This window comes from Polaromonas sp. P1_E12, assembly GCF_056405975.1.
Window position 1 is genome coordinate 764,044 of record NZ_JBFUBB010000001.1, and the last position, 17,072, is coordinate 781,115.

At 62.5% G+C, this 17,072-nt stretch carries 15 protein-coding genes; 11 read left to right on the plus strand and 4 right to left on the minus strand.

The window, feature by feature from the left end; translation table 11 throughout:
* Positions 1 to 120 precede the first annotated feature (120 nt).
* Complete coding sequence (gene ahpF / locus AC1D13_RS03785) at positions 121 to 1,689, minus strand: alkyl hydroperoxide reductase subunit F (protein WP_457278803.1); 1,569 nt, start codon at positions 1,687 to 1,689, stop codon at positions 121 to 123.
* 112 nt (positions 1,690 to 1,801) lie between these two features.
* Positions 1,802 to 2,365, minus strand: a complete 564-nt coding sequence (gene ahpC, locus AC1D13_RS03790) for an alkyl hydroperoxide reductase subunit C (RefSeq protein WP_007874200.1) — start codon at positions 2,363 to 2,365, stop codon at positions 1,802 to 1,804.
* 339 nt (positions 2,366 to 2,704) lie between these two features.
* Here ahpC and AC1D13_RS03795 point away from each other — a divergent pair, with 339 nt between their 5' ends.
* From AC1D13_RS03795 to AC1D13_RS03825, 7 genes are read left to right on the plus strand one after another with little or no spacing between them, the layout of a single operon-like run.
* On the plus strand, positions 2,705 to 4,954 hold the full coding sequence (locus AC1D13_RS03795) for a TonB-dependent hemoglobin/transferrin/lactoferrin family receptor (protein ID WP_477688956.1): 2,250 nt from the start codon (positions 2,705 to 2,707) through the stop codon (positions 4,952 to 4,954).
* Positions 4,955 to 4,988: 34 nt separating this feature from the next.
* Positions 4,989 to 5,351: a hypothetical protein gene (locus AC1D13_RS03800; RefSeq protein ID WP_457278801.1), complete on the plus strand. Its 363-nt coding sequence runs from the start codon at positions 4,989 to 4,991 to the stop codon at positions 5,349 to 5,351.
* On the plus strand, positions 5,348 to 6,514 hold the full coding sequence (locus AC1D13_RS03805) for a hemin-degrading factor (RefSeq protein ID WP_477688957.1): 1,167 nt from the start codon (positions 5,348 to 5,350) through the stop codon (positions 6,512 to 6,514). The genes AC1D13_RS03800 and AC1D13_RS03805 overlap by 4 nt, the downstream gene beginning before the upstream one ends.
* Before the next feature lie 25 nt (positions 6,515 to 6,539).
* Positions 6,540 to 7,490: a heme/hemin ABC transporter substrate-binding protein gene (locus tag AC1D13_RS03810; RefSeq protein ID WP_457278799.1), complete on the plus strand. Its 951-nt coding sequence runs from the start codon at positions 6,540 to 6,542 to the stop codon at positions 7,488 to 7,490.
* On the plus strand, positions 7,487 to 7,894 hold the full coding sequence (locus tag AC1D13_RS03815) for a VOC family protein (RefSeq protein WP_477688958.1): 408 nt from the start codon (positions 7,487 to 7,489) through the stop codon (positions 7,892 to 7,894). The genes AC1D13_RS03810 and AC1D13_RS03815 overlap by 4 nt, the downstream gene beginning before the upstream one ends.
* Positions 7,891 to 8,952, plus strand: coding sequence for a FecCD family ABC transporter permease (locus AC1D13_RS03820; protein ID WP_477688959.1), 1,062 nt, complete (start codon positions 7,891 to 7,893; stop codon positions 8,950 to 8,952). Before AC1D13_RS03815 ends, AC1D13_RS03820 begins: the two co-directional genes overlap by 4 nt.
* A 10-nt stretch (positions 8,953 to 8,962) precedes the next feature.
* Positions 8,963 to 9,814, plus strand: coding sequence for a heme ABC transporter ATP-binding protein (locus AC1D13_RS03825; RefSeq protein WP_457278796.1), 852 nt, complete (start codon positions 8,963 to 8,965; stop codon positions 9,812 to 9,814).
* A 12-nt stretch (positions 9,815 to 9,826) separates the two neighbouring features.
* On the opposite strand, the gene AC1D13_RS03830 is transcribed toward AC1D13_RS03825, so the two are convergent.
* On the minus strand, positions 9,827 to 10,624 hold the full coding sequence (locus tag AC1D13_RS03830) for a TOBE domain-containing protein (RefSeq protein WP_477667132.1): 798 nt from the start codon (positions 10,622 to 10,624) through the stop codon (positions 9,827 to 9,829).
* 125 nt (positions 10,625 to 10,749) lie between these two features.
* Between AC1D13_RS03830 and modA the strand changes: the two genes are divergently transcribed.
* From modA to modC, 3 genes are read left to right on the plus strand one after another with little or no spacing between them, the layout of a single operon-like run.
* Positions 10,750 to 11,505, plus strand: coding sequence for a molybdate ABC transporter substrate-binding protein (gene modA / locus AC1D13_RS03835; protein WP_477688960.1), 756 nt, complete (start codon positions 10,750 to 10,752; stop codon positions 11,503 to 11,505).
* A 37-nt stretch (positions 11,506 to 11,542) separates the two neighbouring features.
* Positions 11,543 to 12,235: a molybdate ABC transporter permease subunit gene (gene modB, locus AC1D13_RS03840; RefSeq protein ID WP_477667134.1), complete on the plus strand. Its 693-nt coding sequence runs from the start codon at positions 11,543 to 11,545 to the stop codon at positions 12,233 to 12,235.
* On the plus strand, positions 12,232 to 13,329 hold the full coding sequence (modC, locus tag AC1D13_RS03845) for a molybdenum ABC transporter ATP-binding protein (RefSeq protein WP_477688961.1): 1,098 nt from the start codon (positions 12,232 to 12,234) through the stop codon (positions 13,327 to 13,329). The genes modB and modC overlap by 4 nt, the downstream gene beginning before the upstream one ends.
* 237 nt (positions 13,330 to 13,566) lie before the next feature.
* Here the strand turns inward: modC and ppsR are convergent, their stop codons facing one another.
* Positions 13,567 to 14,388 (minus strand): posphoenolpyruvate synthetase regulatory kinase/phosphorylase PpsR, encoded by an 822-nt coding sequence (gene ppsR / locus AC1D13_RS03850; protein WP_457278791.1) that lies wholly within the window; start codon positions 14,386 to 14,388, stop codon positions 13,567 to 13,569.
* A gap of 219 nt (positions 14,389 to 14,607) precedes the next feature.
* Here ppsR and ppsA point away from each other — a divergent pair, with 219 nt between their 5' ends.
* Entirely contained in the window at positions 14,608 to 17,007 is a 2,400-nt protein-coding gene (gene ppsA, locus AC1D13_RS03855) for a phosphoenolpyruvate synthase (protein ID WP_457278790.1), read from the plus strand.
* Positions 17,008 to 17,072: the final 65 nt, after the last annotated feature.

A 17,072-nucleotide genomic window follows, 5' to 3' on the forward strand; every position in this document is an offset into this window, starting at 1 on the left:
CCTTCGAAGTATCTGGTTTTAGAGGAGGATTCGCATTCTGCGTGCAAAAAAAAGCCGCCCGGTTGAGGGCGGCTTTTGAGCTTCAGTGGTTCAGCCCATGGCCGGACCGTCACCCATGCATTACGCGGCGATAGGGCTACGGATCAGGTAGTCAAACGCGCTGAGCGCCGCCTTGGCGCCTTCACCGGCCGCGATGATGATCTGCTTGAAGGGCACGGTTGTCACGTCGCCCGCCGCGAACACGCCCGGCACCGAAGTCTGGCCCTTGGCGTCGACGATGATCTCGCCGTGTTTGGACAGGTCCACCACGCCCTTGAGCCAGTCGGTGTTGGGCACCAGGCCGATCTGGATGAACACACCTTCAAGCTCAACGGTTTTCAGCTCGCCGCTGGCGCGGTCTTTGTAGATCAGGCCGTTGACCTTCTGGTCGCCGGTGATTTCGGTCGTTTGCGCGTTGGTGAACACCGTCACGTTCTGCAGGCTGTTCAGCTTGCGCTGCAGCACGGCGTCGGCGCGCAGCGCAGTGTCGAACTCGATCAGCGTCACATGGCCGACGATGCCGGCCAGGTCAATCGCCGCCTCGACGCCCGAGTTGCCGCCGCCGATCACCGCCACGCGCTTGCCCTTGAAGAGCGGGCCGTCGCAGTGCGGGCAGTAGGCCACGCCCTTGTTCTTGAACTCGTGTTCGCCGGGCACGTTGATGTTGCGCCAGCGTGCGCCGGTCGAGATCACGATGGACTTGCTCCTGAGCGAGGCGCCGCTTTCAAGCTGCACTTCAATCAGGTTTTTGTCCGGCCCGCTGTTCGGCACCAGCGCCTTGGCGCGCTGCAGGTTCATGATGTCAACGTCGTAGTTGCGCACGTGCTCTTCCAGCGCGTGGGCAAACTTGGGGCCTTCGGTTTCCTTGATGGAGATGAAGTTCTCGATGCCCAGTGTGTCCAGTACCTGGCCGCCAAAGCGCTCGGACGCCACGCCGGTGCGGATGCCCTTGCGTGCGGCATACACAGCCGCAGCTGCGCCGGCCGGGCCGCCGCCGACGATCAGCACGTCGAAGGCTTCCTTTTTGTCGATGATTTTGGCTTCACGTTCCACGCCGCTGGTGTCGATTTTGGCCAGGATTTCTTCCAGGCTCATGCGGCCGTTTCCGAACATGGTTCCGTTGAGGAAGACCGTGGGCACGCCCATGATCTCGCGCTCCTTCACTTCATCCTGGAAGGTACCGCCCTCGATCATGGTGGTCTTGATGCGCGGGTTTTGCACTGCCATCAGGTTCAGCGCCTGGACCACATCCGGGCAGTTGTGGCAGGTCAGCGAGACATACACCTCGAAATCGAAATCGCCGTCGAGCGCGCGGATCTGCTCCAGCACGGGTTGCTCGACTTTGGGCGGGTAGCCGCCGATCTGCAGCAGCGCCAGGATCAGCGAGGTGAATTCATGGCCCATGGGCAGGCCGGCGAAACGCGGGCCGTGGTTTTCACCGGGGCGGTTGATCGAAAACGAGGGCTTGCGGTGCGGGTCGTCGCGGCTTTCGGTCAGTTTGACCAACGGCGAGGACTCAGCCACGTCTTTCAGCAGCGACAGCACTTCGCCCGAAGCCTCGCTACCGTCGAGCGAGGCGACGATTTCGATGGGCGCAGTGGCGCGTTCGAGATAGCTTTTCAGTTGGGCTTTGGTGGCGTCGTCGAGCATGAGGGACTCACTTTCAATTTCAATGGGGAACAAAAAAGCCCGGGACGGCACACGCGCGTGTGCCGGGGCCCGGGCCTTCGTCAGGAAGGCAGCAGGGCGTTAGAACCTGTTCTTAGATCTTGCCAACCAGGTCGATGGACGGAGCGATCGTCTTGGCGCCTTCGTTCCACTTGGCAGGGCAGACCTGGCCGGGGTGTGCGGCGGTGTATTGGGCCGCCTTCAGCTTGCGCAGGGTTTCCTTGACGTCGCGGGCGATCTCGTTGGAGTGCACTTCAGCCGTCTTGATGACGCCTTCGGGGTTAATCACGAAGGTACCGCGCAGTGCCAGGCCTTCTTCAGGGATGAACACGTCAAACGCCTTGGTCAGCGTGTGGGTAGGGTCGCCCACCAAGGGGAACTTGGCCTTGCCGACAGCAGGGGAGGTTTCGTGCCAGACCTTGTGCGAGAAGTGCGTGTCGGTGGTGACGATGTAAACCTCTGCACCGGCCTTCTGGAATTCGGCGTAGTTGTCAGCAGCATCTTCAACTTCCGTGGGGCAGTTGAAAGTGAATGCAGCTGGCATGAAGATCAGGACCGACCATTTGCCCTTCAGCGATTCGTCTGAAACGTCGATGAACTTGCCATTGAGGAAAGCTTGGGTTTTGAAAGGCTGGACTTGGGTATTGATCAGGGACATCTAGATGGCTTCCTATGCTGGGTTAAAGAACTGGTAAAAATGCTTTCGAGACGATAGTATAACTCTTTTATATTTCATGTATCGATAGATATTAACTATTTATCGAATAGGCGTGGTGCGGCGATTTTTGCCTGTCCATTCTTGTTATTCGCTGTGACCAGGTGGTGACTGACGGAGGGGAACACAGAGCGGGAGACGCACGAAGGGTGTTATCACCCAGACTATTTTGCATCTAATTGTTGCGAATGAGAATAATTCGCATATACTTCGATCTCCTCAGAGCCAGCCACAAGTAACGCAAGCCTTCAGGCTTCACCGTTACGGCAGCAAGCCCTCCAAATGTTTCACTTTTTGGGCTTGCACGTGACGTCGATCCATCCATCTTCCCGCTTCGCCTTGCGCGAAATTTCCTTGTTGGCCGGTCTGGCCTGTAGCGCCGGCTTTGCCGCGCATGCACAGCCGGTGGCAAACGCTCCGGTGCAGGTTGCCGCCCTGAAAGAGATCGTGGTCAGCGGCTCCCGCACAGAGCAGGCGATTGAAGACCTTCCGATGACCATCGACGTCCTCAATGCAACCGACATTGAGCAGGGCCAGATCCGCGACATTCGTGATGCGGTCAAAAACATTCCCAATGTCTCAGTGCGGCGTGCGCCTGTGCGTTTTGGTTTTGCCACCGGCGGTGATACGGGCCGGGACGGCAATGCGGGTTTCAATATCCGGGGGCTGGATGGCAACCGCGTACTGATGCTGGTCGATGGCATTCGCATACCGCGCAGCTACAGCTTCAACGTCAATTCTTTCGGCCGCGACACCTTGTCGATTGACCTGGTCAAGCGGATTGAGCTTGTCAAAGGTCCGGCCTCGGTGCTTTACGGGTCTGACGGCATCGCGGGCCTGGTGAATTTCATCACCTACGAGCCCGAAGATTTCCTGAAGGACGGCAAAACCATTGGCGGCCGCGCTTCCACCACTTACAGCGGCGACGACAAGGGCTTCGGCGTGTCCGCGACCATTGCTGCGCGTGCCAATGAAGTGCTGGATGTTCAGCTGACAGTAGCGAGCAATCACAGTCAGGAGCTGGACAACAAGGGAAGCAACAACACCCTGGGTGTTGCCAGGACAACGCCGAACCCGCAAACCGACACCGGCAATTCGTTGCTGGCCAAGGCGGTGCTGCGTCCCGCGGCAGGGCAAAAGCATGTGTTGACTTTTGAGCATGTCGACAAGAAATCGGTTTATGACCTGCTGACGGCTGCGCGTTCCGCGACGGTACTGAGTACCGACGGCTTCAGCAATATGGACCGCAACCGGCTCACCTGGGACGCAAAGTACAAACTTGATGCCGCCCTGGCCGACAACCTGCAAACCGTGCTGAGCTACCAGGACGCCAAGTCGCGCGAGTTCGCCAAAGAGACCCGCACCGGTGCCATACCCCTGCGGACACGCGACACCTACTACCAGGAGCGCACGCTACAGGCCAGCATGCAGGCAGACAAGGTCATCCGGCCTGTGGGCCAATGGGCGCAAAAACTCACCTACGGCGTTGACTACACCCGCGCGAAAATCAGCAACCTTCAAACCGGCATTGCACCGACGGCGCCTGAGACTTTTCCGGTCAAGCGTTTTCCCGACACCACGGAATCCAGCGCAGCACTGTATTTGCAGGATGAGCTGATCAGCGGCGACTGGAGCCTCACGCCGGGCGTGCGGATCGACCGCTTCAGCATCGACGCCAGCCAGGCGGGTTTTGCGGCCACTCCCGTGTCTTTGTCCGGTTCGGCGGTTTCGCCCAAGTTCGGTGTTCTCTATCGCGCAACGCCGCAGTGGAGCGTTTTCGGCAACTATGCGAGCGGCTTCCGGGCGCCTAACGCCGGGCAGGTCAATGCGTTTTTTGAAAACGTGGCGCAGAACTACAGGACCATTCCCAACCCCAACCTCAAGCCCGAGAAAAGCAAAAACCTGGAATTCGGCGTGCGCGGCAATCTCGAACGGCTGACCCTCGATGCCGCCGTGTTCTATGGCCGCTTCAACAACCTGATCCAGGACAACGCAACAGTCTCGATCAGTCCGACGACGGTCTTCCAGTCCATCAACATCGACAATGCGACGATCAGCGGCTTTGAAGTCAAGGGCAGCATGGATTGGGGTCGGCTGGGTGACGGCCGTCTGAGCACGCCGTTTTCCTATGGCGAAACCCGCGGCACCGTCAAGAACACCGGCCTGCCGCTGGACACCATCGACCCGGCCAAGCTCACGCTGGGTGTGAAGTATGAAACCGCAGGCTGGGATGTCCGGCTTGACGCCAGCCACCATTCGGCCAAGAAATTCAGCGACATTGGCACGCAGCAGATCGGTACGGCCCCGGCCACGACACCACAGTTCGCGGTACCGGCGGCCACCACGGTTGACCTGAGCGGGCAGTGGCGCATCAGCAAGACCCTGCGCGTCAACGCGGCCATTGTCAACCTCACCAACAAGAAGTACTGGAACTGGTCCGACGTGCGCGGTGTCGCCGCCAATTCATTGGCGCTGGACTCGTACACCCAGCCCGGTCGCCACTTCAACGTGTCGCTGGTGGCCGATTTCTGATTCAACCCCTGATCGTCTTCATGAAGGAATGCGCATGAGCCAGTTTCCCGACCACGGCATCAACGACCCCGACGTCGGGACGGCTGACACGCCCGGACTTCCCACGGCTGAAGCCTTGCTGGCCGGCACGCTGGCCCTGATGACCGGCCACGCCCAGGCCTGCTGCGAAGGGCAGCGCGCATTGATGGCGGAAAAAATCATCGCCAACCTGTTCATGCTTTCGCATCATCCCGGCGCGCCGCCCAGTTTCAGAGCCATTGCCACCAACCTGCATGTCCTGTGGGTGCGCCTGCTGCCGCAGGGCCAGGATTTGCAGCAGGGCGCCATGCCGGCAGAAATAAACGACACCCCCATCCACCGCGTGCTTTGGCACACAACCCCGGAGACCCTTCAATGAGTGCAGTCCTTCAAACCCAGACGCGGCCAGTGGCCGCAACCCAGGCGCCGGCCGTCACGCCGGTCATGAGCGATGCCAGTGTGCGAGAACGTTTCGTGGCCGCGCGCAGCAGCGGCAAGCGCGCCAAAGATGCCGCTGAAAGCCTGGGGCTCAGCGAAGGCCGGGCGATAGCAGCCCATGCGGGCGCGCACGGCCAGCCCCTCAAAGCCGTTCCGCTCAAAGGTCCCTGGGTTGAAATCCTCCAGGCCCTGGAGTTGTGCGGCCCGGTCATGGCGCTGACGCGCAATGAATCCACCGTGCATGAGAAAACCGGCATCTACCAGAACATCAATGCGACCGGCCACATGGGCCTGGCATTGGGCGAGGACATCGACCTGCGTCTTTTCTTCAGCCGCTGGCATGCGTGCTTTGCGGTGCTCGAGCCCGCCAACGATACGAAGAACCCACCGTCGCAAAGCCTGCAATTCTTTGACGCGCACGGCGTAGCGGTGCACAAGGTGTTTGTGCGCGCTGAAACTGACCGCGATGCCTTCAACGACATCATCGAGCAGTTCACCGACGTGGAAAAGGACTACACCTTCACACCGGCTCCCCCCAAGGCGGCGCCCAAACCCGACACCGATATCGACACGGCCGGCCTGTTGCAGGGCTGGAGTGAAATGACGGACACGCACCAGTTCTTCGGCCTGATCAGCAAGTTCGGCGCGGAACGCCAGCAGGCCTTCAGGCTGGTGCAGGGGCACTTCACCGAACGCGCCGACTTGGGCATCGTGCGCAGGCTGCTGGACGAGTCGGCGATGGACGGCGCGTCCATCATGGTGTTTGTCAGCAGCAGCGGATGCATCCAGATCCACAGCGGCCCCGTCAAGCGCATCGAGCCCATGGTCACACCCACGGCGCATTGGATCAACGTGCTGGACGCCGGTTTCAACCTGCACCTGCGCGAAGACATGATCAAAACCGCTTGGATCGTGAAAAAGCCCACGGTAGACGGAATCGTCACGTCGGTGGAAGTGTTTGACGGCGCGGGCGAATTGATGGCCATGTTCTTTGGCAGCCGCAAACCTGGTGTGCCGGAGCAGCAAGCCTGGCGCGACATTGCAGCGCGGCTGCCCCGGCTCTTGTCTCTTGCCAGCCCGGCCCTGAACCCAGAGCACGCTTGAGTCATGACTTTCCGAAAGAATGCCCATGAAAAATCACCCCGACACACTTCAGCTGGCGCTTCCGCGCACGCCCTCGCGGCGGGACGCCCTGCGGTATTTTTCACTCCCGGCGGTTACCGCCGTCTCCAGCGTTTGCGGCCTGTCTGCGACTGCTGTGCTGGCCCAGGTGCCGGCGAAGATGCCGCGCATCGTCTCGGTGAGCGGCGCGACCACGGAAATCGTGTACGCGCTGGGCGCTGAAAAACAGCTGGTTGGCACCGACACCACCAGCCTGTTTCCTGCCGCTGCATTGCAAACCCCCAAGGTTGGCTATATGCGCCAGCTCTCGGCCGAAGGGCTGCTCTCGCTCAAGCCGGATGCGGTGATCGGCACCACGGAAGCTGGCCCGAATGTGGTGATGGACCAGATCCGAAGTGCCGGCGTCAAGGTGGAACTCGTTGATGCCGACCACAGCTGGGCGGAAGTCCAGCGCAAGGTTGCGGCCGTCGGGCGCGCGACTTCGCGTGTCGCGCAAGCCGCCGCGTTGCAGGCAAAGCTCGATACCCAGTGGGCCGAAGTGATCGCCGCGGTGGCCCGTAAAACCGGCCGCAAACCCCGTGCCGTTTTTATTCTCAGCCATTCAGGCAGCCCCCAGGTCGCCGGCGACAAGACCGCCGCGCACGCCATGTTTCGCTACGCGGGCCTGGACAACGCCTTGATCACGCCCGGCAGTTCCGCCAACTTCAGCGGCTACCGCCCGATGACACCCGAGGCCTTGGTGACGGCCGCGCCGGATGTGATCGTCACGACCACACAGGGCATTGAAGCCATCGGCGGGATTGAGAAATTCTGGCAGCGCCCGGGCCTCGAGCTCACACCCGCCTACAAGCGCCGTGCGCTGGTGGCGCTTGATGCGCTTTACCTGATAGGTTTTGGCCCGCGCCTGCCGCAGGCCGTGGCCGAGTTGCACCGGGCCAGCCTGAAAGCGCTGGCATGAGCGGGCCCCTGAAACCCGTCATGACGGAAGTCCTGTGCGCACGCACACCAGCCGTTCTGCACTGCGCCGACTTGCGCCGGACACAGGCGTTTTATTGCAGCAACTGGGGCTTTTCCGTGCAGCACAGCGTGCCCGGTGTGATCGTGGTGCTCACGCGCGAGTCGGTGACGGTCCAGCTTTGGCAGCGCCGCGCCGACATGGCGCCGCAGCGTTTCGCCTGCCGCCTGCTGGTGGACAGCATCGAACAATGGCACATGGCCTTGCAGTCGGCGCCCGGCCAGGCGCTGCACAGCCTGGTGGAGCAGGAGTGGGGAACCGAGTGGGGCGTCAGCGACTGCGAAGGCAACCGGCTGTTGTTAGTGCAGTCGGCTCCGCATGCGGCCAGGCGCAAGGCGCGCGCATGAAGGCAACCCTGCTGCACGGCGATCACCGGCGCTGGCCTGCCGCGGCAGTACTAGGTATGGGTTTTCTGTTGCTTGCTATCAGTTTTATAGCTGGTAGCGCACGGGGCGCCTACGCTATCAGCCCTTTTCAGTTGTGGACTGTTCTGGTGGACATGCTGGCAGGCAATAGCCAGCCCACACCCGAGCACCTGGTTTTCATGAATATCCGCCTGCCGCGCTTGCTGCTGGGCGTGGCGGCCGGCGCGGCGCTGGGCATGTCCGGCGCGCTGATGCAGGGCCTGTTTCGCAACCCGCTGGCCGACCCCGGCCTGATCGGTGTCAGCAGCGGTGCGGCGCTGGCTGCGGGCATGACCATCGTGCTGGGCAGCCTGTGGTTCCCCGACATGCCGCGTACGCTGGGCAGCTGGACGCTGGTGCTCATGGCTTTTATGGGCAGCTTGCTGGTCACGGTGCTGGTGTATGCGCTGTCGCAGCAGGACGGCGCCACACGCGTCGGCATCATGCTGCTGGCCGGCATTGCCGTGAATGCGCTGGCCGGTGCGGGCCTGGGTTACCTCACTTTCCTTGCCACCGATGAGCAGTTGCGCAACATCCAGTTCTGGCTGCTCGGCAGCCTGGGCGGCGCGCGCTGGAGCGCGGTGGCGCTGGTGTTTTCCGTGGTGCTGGCCGCGGTATGCGCCGGCCTGACATTGGCCAAACCCCTCAATGCCATCGCACTGGGCGAAGCCCAGGCAGCCTTGCTGGGCGTGCCGGTCGAGCGCGTCAAGCGTTTCGCCGTGCTCGTGACGGCGCTGGCCGTTGGCGCGGTCACGGCCACCACCGGCATCATCGGCTTCATTGGGCTGGTGGCCCCGCATTGCGTGCGCCTGGTGGCCGGGCCCGACCACCGCATTGTGTTGCCGGGCTCGGCCCTGTTGGGTGCGGCGCTGGTGCTGGTGGCCGACAGCGTGGCCCGCACCGTGGTCAAGCCGGCCGAGCTGCCGCTGGGTGTGCTGACGGCCTTTGTCGGCGTGCCTTTCTTTTTACTGCTGCTGCGTCACTTCCGGAGCCGGCTATGAGGGCATGCCAGTGAACGCACGTAATCAGACAGATTTTTCGCCACTGGCCGGCATGCTGGAGGTGGTGGGTGTGGGCGTCGAGGTACCCGGCCGCTCGCTGCTGCAGGCGGCTTCGGCGCAATTCATCGCAGGGCAGGTTACGGCGGTGCTGGGACCCAACGGCGCAGGCAAGTCCACTTTGATGTCGCTGCTGACCGGGCAGCGCCAGCCCACAGGCGGCCATGTCTACCTGGCCGGCAGGGCGCTGCCGGCCTATGCGTCGGCTGATCTTGCGCGAGTACGTGCCTCGGTGGCGCAGGAAACACAGGTAGCGTTTGAGTTCACTGTGCGTGAAGTGGTCGAGCTGGGCCGCTACCCGCACCGCCGCCATCCCGGCAAGCGTGATGTGGATGTGGTGCTGCAGGCCATGCAGGCCACCGCGGTCGAGCATCTGCAGCACCGTTCGCTCAACACGCTCTCGGGTGGTGAGAAGGCGCGCGTTCACCTGGCGCGCGCGCTGGCGCAGGTGTGGGAGCCTGTTGCCGGCATCGCTGGCGATGGCCCGGTGCGTTGGTTGCTGCTGGATGAACCTACTGCCGCGCTGGATTTACAACACCAGCACCGCATGCTGCAGCTGGTGCGCGCCTGGGCCACAGCTCAGGGCGTGGGCGTGGTGGCTGTGCTGCATGACTTGAATCTGGCGTTGCGTTATAGCGACCGCTGCGTGGTGCTGCAGGGCGGGCTGGTTGTCGGCAGCGGGGCGACCGCCGATGTGCTCACGCCGGTATGCATCGAGAAAGTCTGGGGAGTGGTGGCACACCCGGTGGCCACGCAGGGCAGGGCGCCTGGGCCGTGCCAGTATTTGTTCGACGCGCTCATCTAGAACTACAGATACTCAGGTCGACAGAGCAATCACCACAGCGGATTCGTCGATCAAGGCCTGGACAAGGGCCTTGGTCTTCAGTCCGCTGCCGGCCGCTGCGAAACCCACCAGCTGCAGACCACCATCAAGTTGTAGCGACACTTCATCGCCTGTAGCACCCCGGCTGATGCGAACGGCCTGGCCATTGAGGCCTTGCACACCTGGCACCGCGGCGGCCGCAGGTGACTGCGCCGTCACGGTCACCGCCGTGGCCTTGCACAGCGCCAACACGGTTTGGCCTTTTTGCAGGCCCAGCAATTCGGCACTGGCTTTGGTAATGCGCGATACCAGCATCGCCCCGCCGGCCAGCGTCAGATGCACGCGTGCCATCTGGCCGCGCACCTCCAGCTTGTCGACCTGGCAAGGTAGCTGGTTGCGCATGCTGGTGCGCACGCTCATGCTGGACAGTACCGGCAGCGCGCGGGGCAGCAGCAGTTCATTGGCTTTGAAGCCCGCCAGCACCTGGCTACGTGTTTCGCTCAAGAGGCCCGCCACTGCCAGCAGCTTCTGGCCCGCCGGCGTCAGGGTGGCGCCGCCACCGCCAGAGCCGCCCACGGCGCGCTCCACCAGCGCCACGCCGGCCAGGTTGGTAAGGGTGTCGATGGCCTGCCAGGCGGCCTTGTAGCTGACCTTGGCCTGCCGCGCCGCCTGCGAGATCGAGCCGCTTTCGCCGACCAGGCGCAGGATCTCGATGCGCTTGTCGGCCGGTTCATGGCTGAAGGCGCTTGCGAAGGAGGGAGCGGCGGGCGAGGAATTGGCGGCTTTTTTCATGGGAGCCTCGGGACAGGTACCGCTATTCTAAAATAGAATAGCGAATCGGCAGGAGTGGCTTTCCTTCAAACGCATCTTCGCCTCCTTCACTGTCGTCTCCCATCTTTCATCATCGGAGCTTCATCATGTTCAAAACTGCGTCGCGCTGGCTGCCGGGTCTGTATCTCGTGCTGGCATCGGCCGCCGCACTGGCCGATGATGTCCAGGTCGCGGTGGCCGCCAATTTCACCGCGCCCATGAAACTGATTGCTGCGGACTTTGAAAAAGACACCGGCCACAAAGCCGTGCTGACCTTTGGCGCTACCGGCAAGTTTTATGCGCAGATCATCCATGGCGCGCCGTTTGAAGTGTTTCTCGCGGCCGACGATGAAACCCCCGCGAAGCTGGAGAAAGAGGGCGCGGCCGTGAACGGCAGCCGCTTTACCTATGCCACCGGCAAGCTGGTGCTCTGGTCGGCCCAGCCCGGCGTGGTCGATGCGCAGGGCGAGGTCCTGAAAAAGGGCGACTTCAAAAAGATCGCCATTGCCGCACCCAAGCTCGCGCCCTACGGCGCTGCCGCGGTTGAGACGATGAACAAGCTCGGCCTGCAAGTCGTCCTGGAGCCTAAACTGGTGCAGGGCGAAAGCATCGGCCAGGCCTTCAGCTTTGTCTCCACCGGCAATGCGGAGCTCGGTTTTATCGCGCTCTCGCAGGTCTACGAAGCCGGCAAGATCAGGTCGGGCTCGGCCTGGATTGTTCCCGACAGCCTGCACAGCCCGATCCGCCAGGACGCGGTGCTGCTGGCCAAGGCCAAAGACAATAAGGCCGCGGTGCAGCTGATGGTTTTTCTGAAAACAGAGAAGGCCAGGGCGGTGATTCGCTCCTTCGGCTACGAGCCCTGAATGCGGCATAGAAGCGGCATAGAGGCGACACTGAACCATGCTCGACGATGCAAGCCTTCAGGCGCTGGCGCTGACCTTGCGGCTGGCCGCCACCACCACCGTGGTGCTGCTGCTGGCCGGAACGCCCTTGGCCTGGTGGCTGGCGCGCACGCGTTCGTGGCTCAAAGGGCCGGTGGGTGCGCTGGTGGCCTTGCCGCTGGTCTTGCCTCCGGTGGTGCTGGGCTTTTATCTGCTGGTACTGATGGGGCCGAACGGCCCGGTTGGTCAGCTCACGCAATCGCTAGGTTGGGGCGTGCTGCCGTTTACCTTTGCCGGACTCGTGGTGGGTTCGGTGCTGTATTCCATGCCCTTCGTCGTGCAGCCGCTGCAAAACGCCTTTGAGGCGATTGGCGAACGGCCGCTGGAAGCCGCCGCCACCTTGCGCGCCTCGCCGCTGGACACTTTTTTCAGCGTGGTGCTGCCGCTGGCACGGCCCGCCTACTTGACGGCCGCCGTCATGGGCTTTGCGCACACGGTGGGCGAGTTCGGCATCGTGCTCATGATGGGGGGCAACATTCCCGGCAAGACACGCGTGATGTCGGTGCAGATCTACGACCATGTGGAGGCGCTTGAATACAGCCAGGCGCACTGGCTGGCCGGTGGCCTGCTGGTGTTTTCTTTCCTGGTGCTGCTGGCGCTCTATACCTTCAATGCCCTGCAGCCGGGCCGGCGCAAAGGGCAGGGCGCATGAAGCCAGCCAGCCTTGTCGAAGGCGGCATCTCCGCCTCGTTTCATCGGGGCTTCACCGATTTCTCGCTCGACGTGTCGCTGGCCTTGCCGGGGCGCGGCGTCACGGCCATCTTCGGTCCCTCGGGTTCGGGCAAAACCAGCCTGCTGCGCAGCATTGCCGGACTGGAGCGGGCGGCGGCCGGCCATCTCTCGGTCAATGGCGAAGTCTGGCAAGACGACAAGGCCGGCGTCTTCTTGCCGGTGCATCAGCGGCCGCTGGGCTATGTGTTCCAGGAAGCGAGCCTGTTCGCCCACCTGGACGTGCACCGCAACCTCGATTTCGGCCAGCGGCGCGTGCCGGCTGGCCAGCGCCGCATCTCGCTGGAACATGCCATTGAATTGCTGGGCTTGCAAAAACTGATGCGGCGCATGCCCGGCACGCTTTCGGGCGGCGAGCGCCAGCGCGTGGCCATCGCGCGCGCGCTGGCCACCAGCCCGCAGCTTTTGTTGATGGACGAGCCCCTGGCCTCGCTGGACATCGCCCGCAAGGCCGAAATCCTGCCCTACCTGGAGCGCCTGCATGACGAACTCGACATGCCCGTGCTCTACGTCAGCCACGCGCCCGATGAGGTCGCCCGGCTGGCCGACCACCTGGTGCTGCTGGAGGCCGGCCGCGTCACGGCCTCAGGCCCCACGCGCGAGCTGATGACGCGGCTGGACCTGCCGCTGGCGCACGGCGACGCCGCGGCCGCGGTGATGGATGCCGTGATCAGCGCCGTCGAGCCTGAATGGCACATGAGCCATGCCGAGTTTCCAGGCGGACGCATCAGCCTGCTCAACCCTTCGCTGCAGGTCGGCCAGCGCGTGCGCGTGCGCATCCAGGCGCGTGACGTGAGCCTGACGCTGGAGCGCCAGGAGGGCACCAGCGTGCAGAACATCTTTGCGGTCACCGTCACCGGCCTTTCAGCCGACAGCCCGGGACAGGTGATGGTCGGCCTGGACGCCGGCGGCAGCGCGCTGCTGGCACGGCTCACCCAAAAATCAGCGGAATCCTTGCAATTGCAGCCCGGCAGCCGTGTGTACGCGCAGGTCAAGGGGGTGGCGGTGCTGGGCTGACCCGGCGCTGCTATAAAAAAGATAGCTGTTCGCGCACGTCGGGATTGGGTTAACGGCTGATTTCATGCGAAATTTTTAACCAGGCCCAGGGCTCTATTTTTCGCTAAAAAATGCTTCCTGGCCAATAGGGGCGGGCGCAAGCAGCTATCAAATCAGTAGCAACTCACCCGATCCCGGGAAAAAACGGGCTCACCTTGTGCATCGCGTGCAGAGGCATGGGATGTACCGGGCCCCGCCTCAGTACTCCAGCCGCTCGGGCCGGATTTCCTGCAGGATGGTGGTGGCGATCTCTTCAATCGATTTGGTGGTGGTTGACAGCCAGCGTATGCCTTCGCGCCGCATCATGGCCTCGGCCTCATGGATTTCGTCGCGGCAGTTCTCCAGGCTGGCGTATTTGGAGTTGGGCCGGCGTTCATTGCGGATCTGCGCCAGGCGCTCGGGCGCGATGGTCAGCCCGAAGATCTTCTTGCGGTGTGGCACCAGCGCCGGCGGTAGCTGGCGGCGCTCGAAATCTTCGGGGATCAATGGGTAGTTGGAGGCCTTCAGGCCGTACTGCATGGCCAGATAGAGCGAGGTCGGCGTCTTGCCGCTGCGGCTCACGCCCACCAGGATCACGTCCGAACCGGCCAGGTCGCGGTTGCTCTGGCCGTCGTCATGCGCCAGCGAGAAATTGATCGCCTCGATGCGGTCGTCGTATTCCTTGCTCTTGGAGGCATCTGAAAACCGGCCAACCCGGTGGTTGGACTTGATGCCCAGCTCACCCTCCAGCGGCGCCACAAACATGCCGAACATGTCCAGCAGCATGCCGTTGCAGTGGGCCTTGATGACGGCGAGGATCTCCATGTTCACCAGCGTCGTGAAGACGATGGGGCGTTTGCCCTCGACTTCGGCGGTGTGGTTGATCTGCCGGATCGCCTGGTGGGCCTTGTCCACGCTGTCGATAAAAGGCAGGCGCACGTGGCGCGGCTTGAATTCAAACTGCGCCAGGATGGCGTTACCAAAGGTTTCCGCGGTAATGCCGGTGCCGTCGGAGATGAAAAACACGGTGCGTTGGGACATGGGAAGGGGATAAATGAGGGACAGGGAAGGAAAATAAGGGTTTCGCTGGTTGAAAGCCGGGTGAAAGCCTGACACGGCACGCCGGGCCCGAGGCCCCTACAATCGTGGCAATTATCCAGTTTGTCACATCATGCCCCGCCACAACCCCTTCCAACAACAACAAGGTTGCTTGCCGCGCATGGTGAATTCCACGGTTTTTAAACCTCCCGGAGTATTTTCATGTCCAAGCTGTTTGAGGCGACCGCCCTGGTCGTACCGTTTGAAAACCTGAGGATGACAGACGTCGAGTCTGTCGGCGGCAAGAACGCCAGCCTCGGCGAAATGATTTCGCAACTGCCGACCGGCCCCAACGGGGTTCGTGTTCCCACCGGATTTGCCACTACGGCCCACGCCTTTCGCGTGTTCCTGGCGCATGACGGCCTCGACAAAAAAATCAACGGCGTGCTGGACACGCTCAACACCGATGATGTGCGCGCGCTGGCCGAAGCCGGCGCCAAAATCCGCAAGCTGGTTGAAGCCCAGCCTTTCCCGGCCGATCTGGAAAAAGCCGTTCGCGACAGTTTTGCCGCCCTCAGCGCCGGCAATGCCCAGGCCAGCTTTGCGGTGCGCTCATCCGCCACGGCAGAGGACTTGCCGGACGCGTCGTTTGCCGGCCAGCAGGAAACCTTCCTGAACGTCGTCGGCATCGAGGACGTGCTGCACAAGATGAAAGAGGTGTTCGCCTCGCTGTACAACGACCGCGCCATCAGCTACCGGGTGCATCAGGGCTTTGCCCATTCCGACGTGGCGCTGTCCGCTGGCATCCAGCGCATGGTGCGTAGCGACAAGGGCGCAGCCGGCGTGATGTTCACCATCGACACCGAAAGCGGCTTTGAAGACGTGGTGTTCATCACCTCCAGCTACGGCCTCGGTGAAACGGTGGTGCAGGGCGCCGTCAACCCCGACGAGTTTTACGTGCACAAGCCCATACTCAAAGCGGGCAAACGCGCCGTCATTCGCCGCAACCTGGGCAGCAAGCTGCTGCAGATGGAGTTCACCAGCGCCGACGAGAAAAAAGCCGGCGGCAAGCTGGTCAAGACCACTGATGTGCCGACCGAGCTGCGTAACCGCTATTCACTGACCGACACCGACGTTGAGCAGCTCGCCCGCTATGCGCTGATCATCGAAGCGCATTACGGCCGCCCGATGGACATCGAGTGGGGCAAGGACGGCATCGACGGCGAGCTCTACATCCTGCAGGCGCGTCCCGAGACCGTCAAGAGCCAGTCCAAGGGCAAGGCAGAGCAGCGCTACAAGCTCAAGGGCACCGGTACCGTGCTGGCGGAAGGCCGGGCGATTGGCCAGAAGATCGGTACAGGCGCGGTCCGCATCGTCCACGACATCAAGGACATGGACCAGGTGCAGGCCGGCGACATCCTGGTGACCGACATGACTGACCCGAACTGGGAACCGGTGATGAAGCGCGCCAGTGCCATCGTGACCAATCGCGGCGGGCGCACCTGCCACGCCGCCATCATCGCGCGCGAGCTGGGTATCCCGGCCGTGGTCGGCTGCGGCGACGCCACCGAAACGCTGAAGGACGGCATGCTCGTCACCGTGAGCTGCGCTGAGGGCGATACCGGCAACATTTATGACGGCCTGCTGGAGACCGAAGTGACGGAAGTGCAGCGCGGTGAGATGCCGCCTATCGACCTGAAGATCACGATGAATGTCGGCAACCCGCAGCTGGCGTTTGATTTCTGCCAGATCCCCAATCACGGCGTTGGCCTGGCACGGCTGGAATTTGTCATCAACAACAACATCGGCGTGCACCCCAAGGCGATTCTTGATTACCCCAACGTGGATGCCGACCTGAAAAAGGCGGTGGAAAGCGTGGCACGCGGCCATGCCTCGCCGCGTGCCTTCTATGTCGACAAGGTGACCGAAGGCGTGGCCACCATCGCAGCGGCCTTCTGGCCCAAGCCGGTGATCGTGCGTCTGTCGGACTTCAAGTCCAACGAATACCGCAAGCTGATCGGCGGCTCACGCTACGAGCCCGAAGAAGAAAATCCGATGCTTGGTTTTCGCGGCGCATCGCGTTACCTCAGCCCTGATTTCGGTGAAGCTTTTGCGATGGAGTGCGAAGCGCTCAGGCGCGTGCGCGACGACATGGGCCTGGTCAACGTTGAGGTCATGGTGCCGTTTGTCCGCACCCTGGGCCAGGCGAAGAAGGTCACGGACCTGCTGGCGCAGCACGGCCTCAAGCGCGGCGAAAAAGACCTTCGCGTGATCATGATGTGCGAAGTGCCGAGCAACGCCATCCTGGCCGATGAGTTCCTTGAATTCTTCGATGGTTTCTCGATTGGCTCGAACGACCTGACCCAGCTCACGCTGGGCCTGGACCGCGATTCGGGCCTGGACATCCTGGCCCAGGACTTCGACGAGCGCGACCCTGCTGTCAAGGCCATGCTGAGCCGGGCCATCCAGGCATGCCGCAAGCAAGGCAAATACGTCGGCATCTGCGGCCAGGGCCCCAGCGACCACCCGGACTTTGCGCAGTGGCTGAAGGACGAGGGCATTGGCTCCATCTCGCTGAACCCTGATACGGTGATCGCCACCTGGAAGCAACTGGCCAACTGAAGACGGCTGACATGAATTGAAACGGTGCGCTGTGGAGAGATCCGCAGCGCATTTTTTTCGCGCGC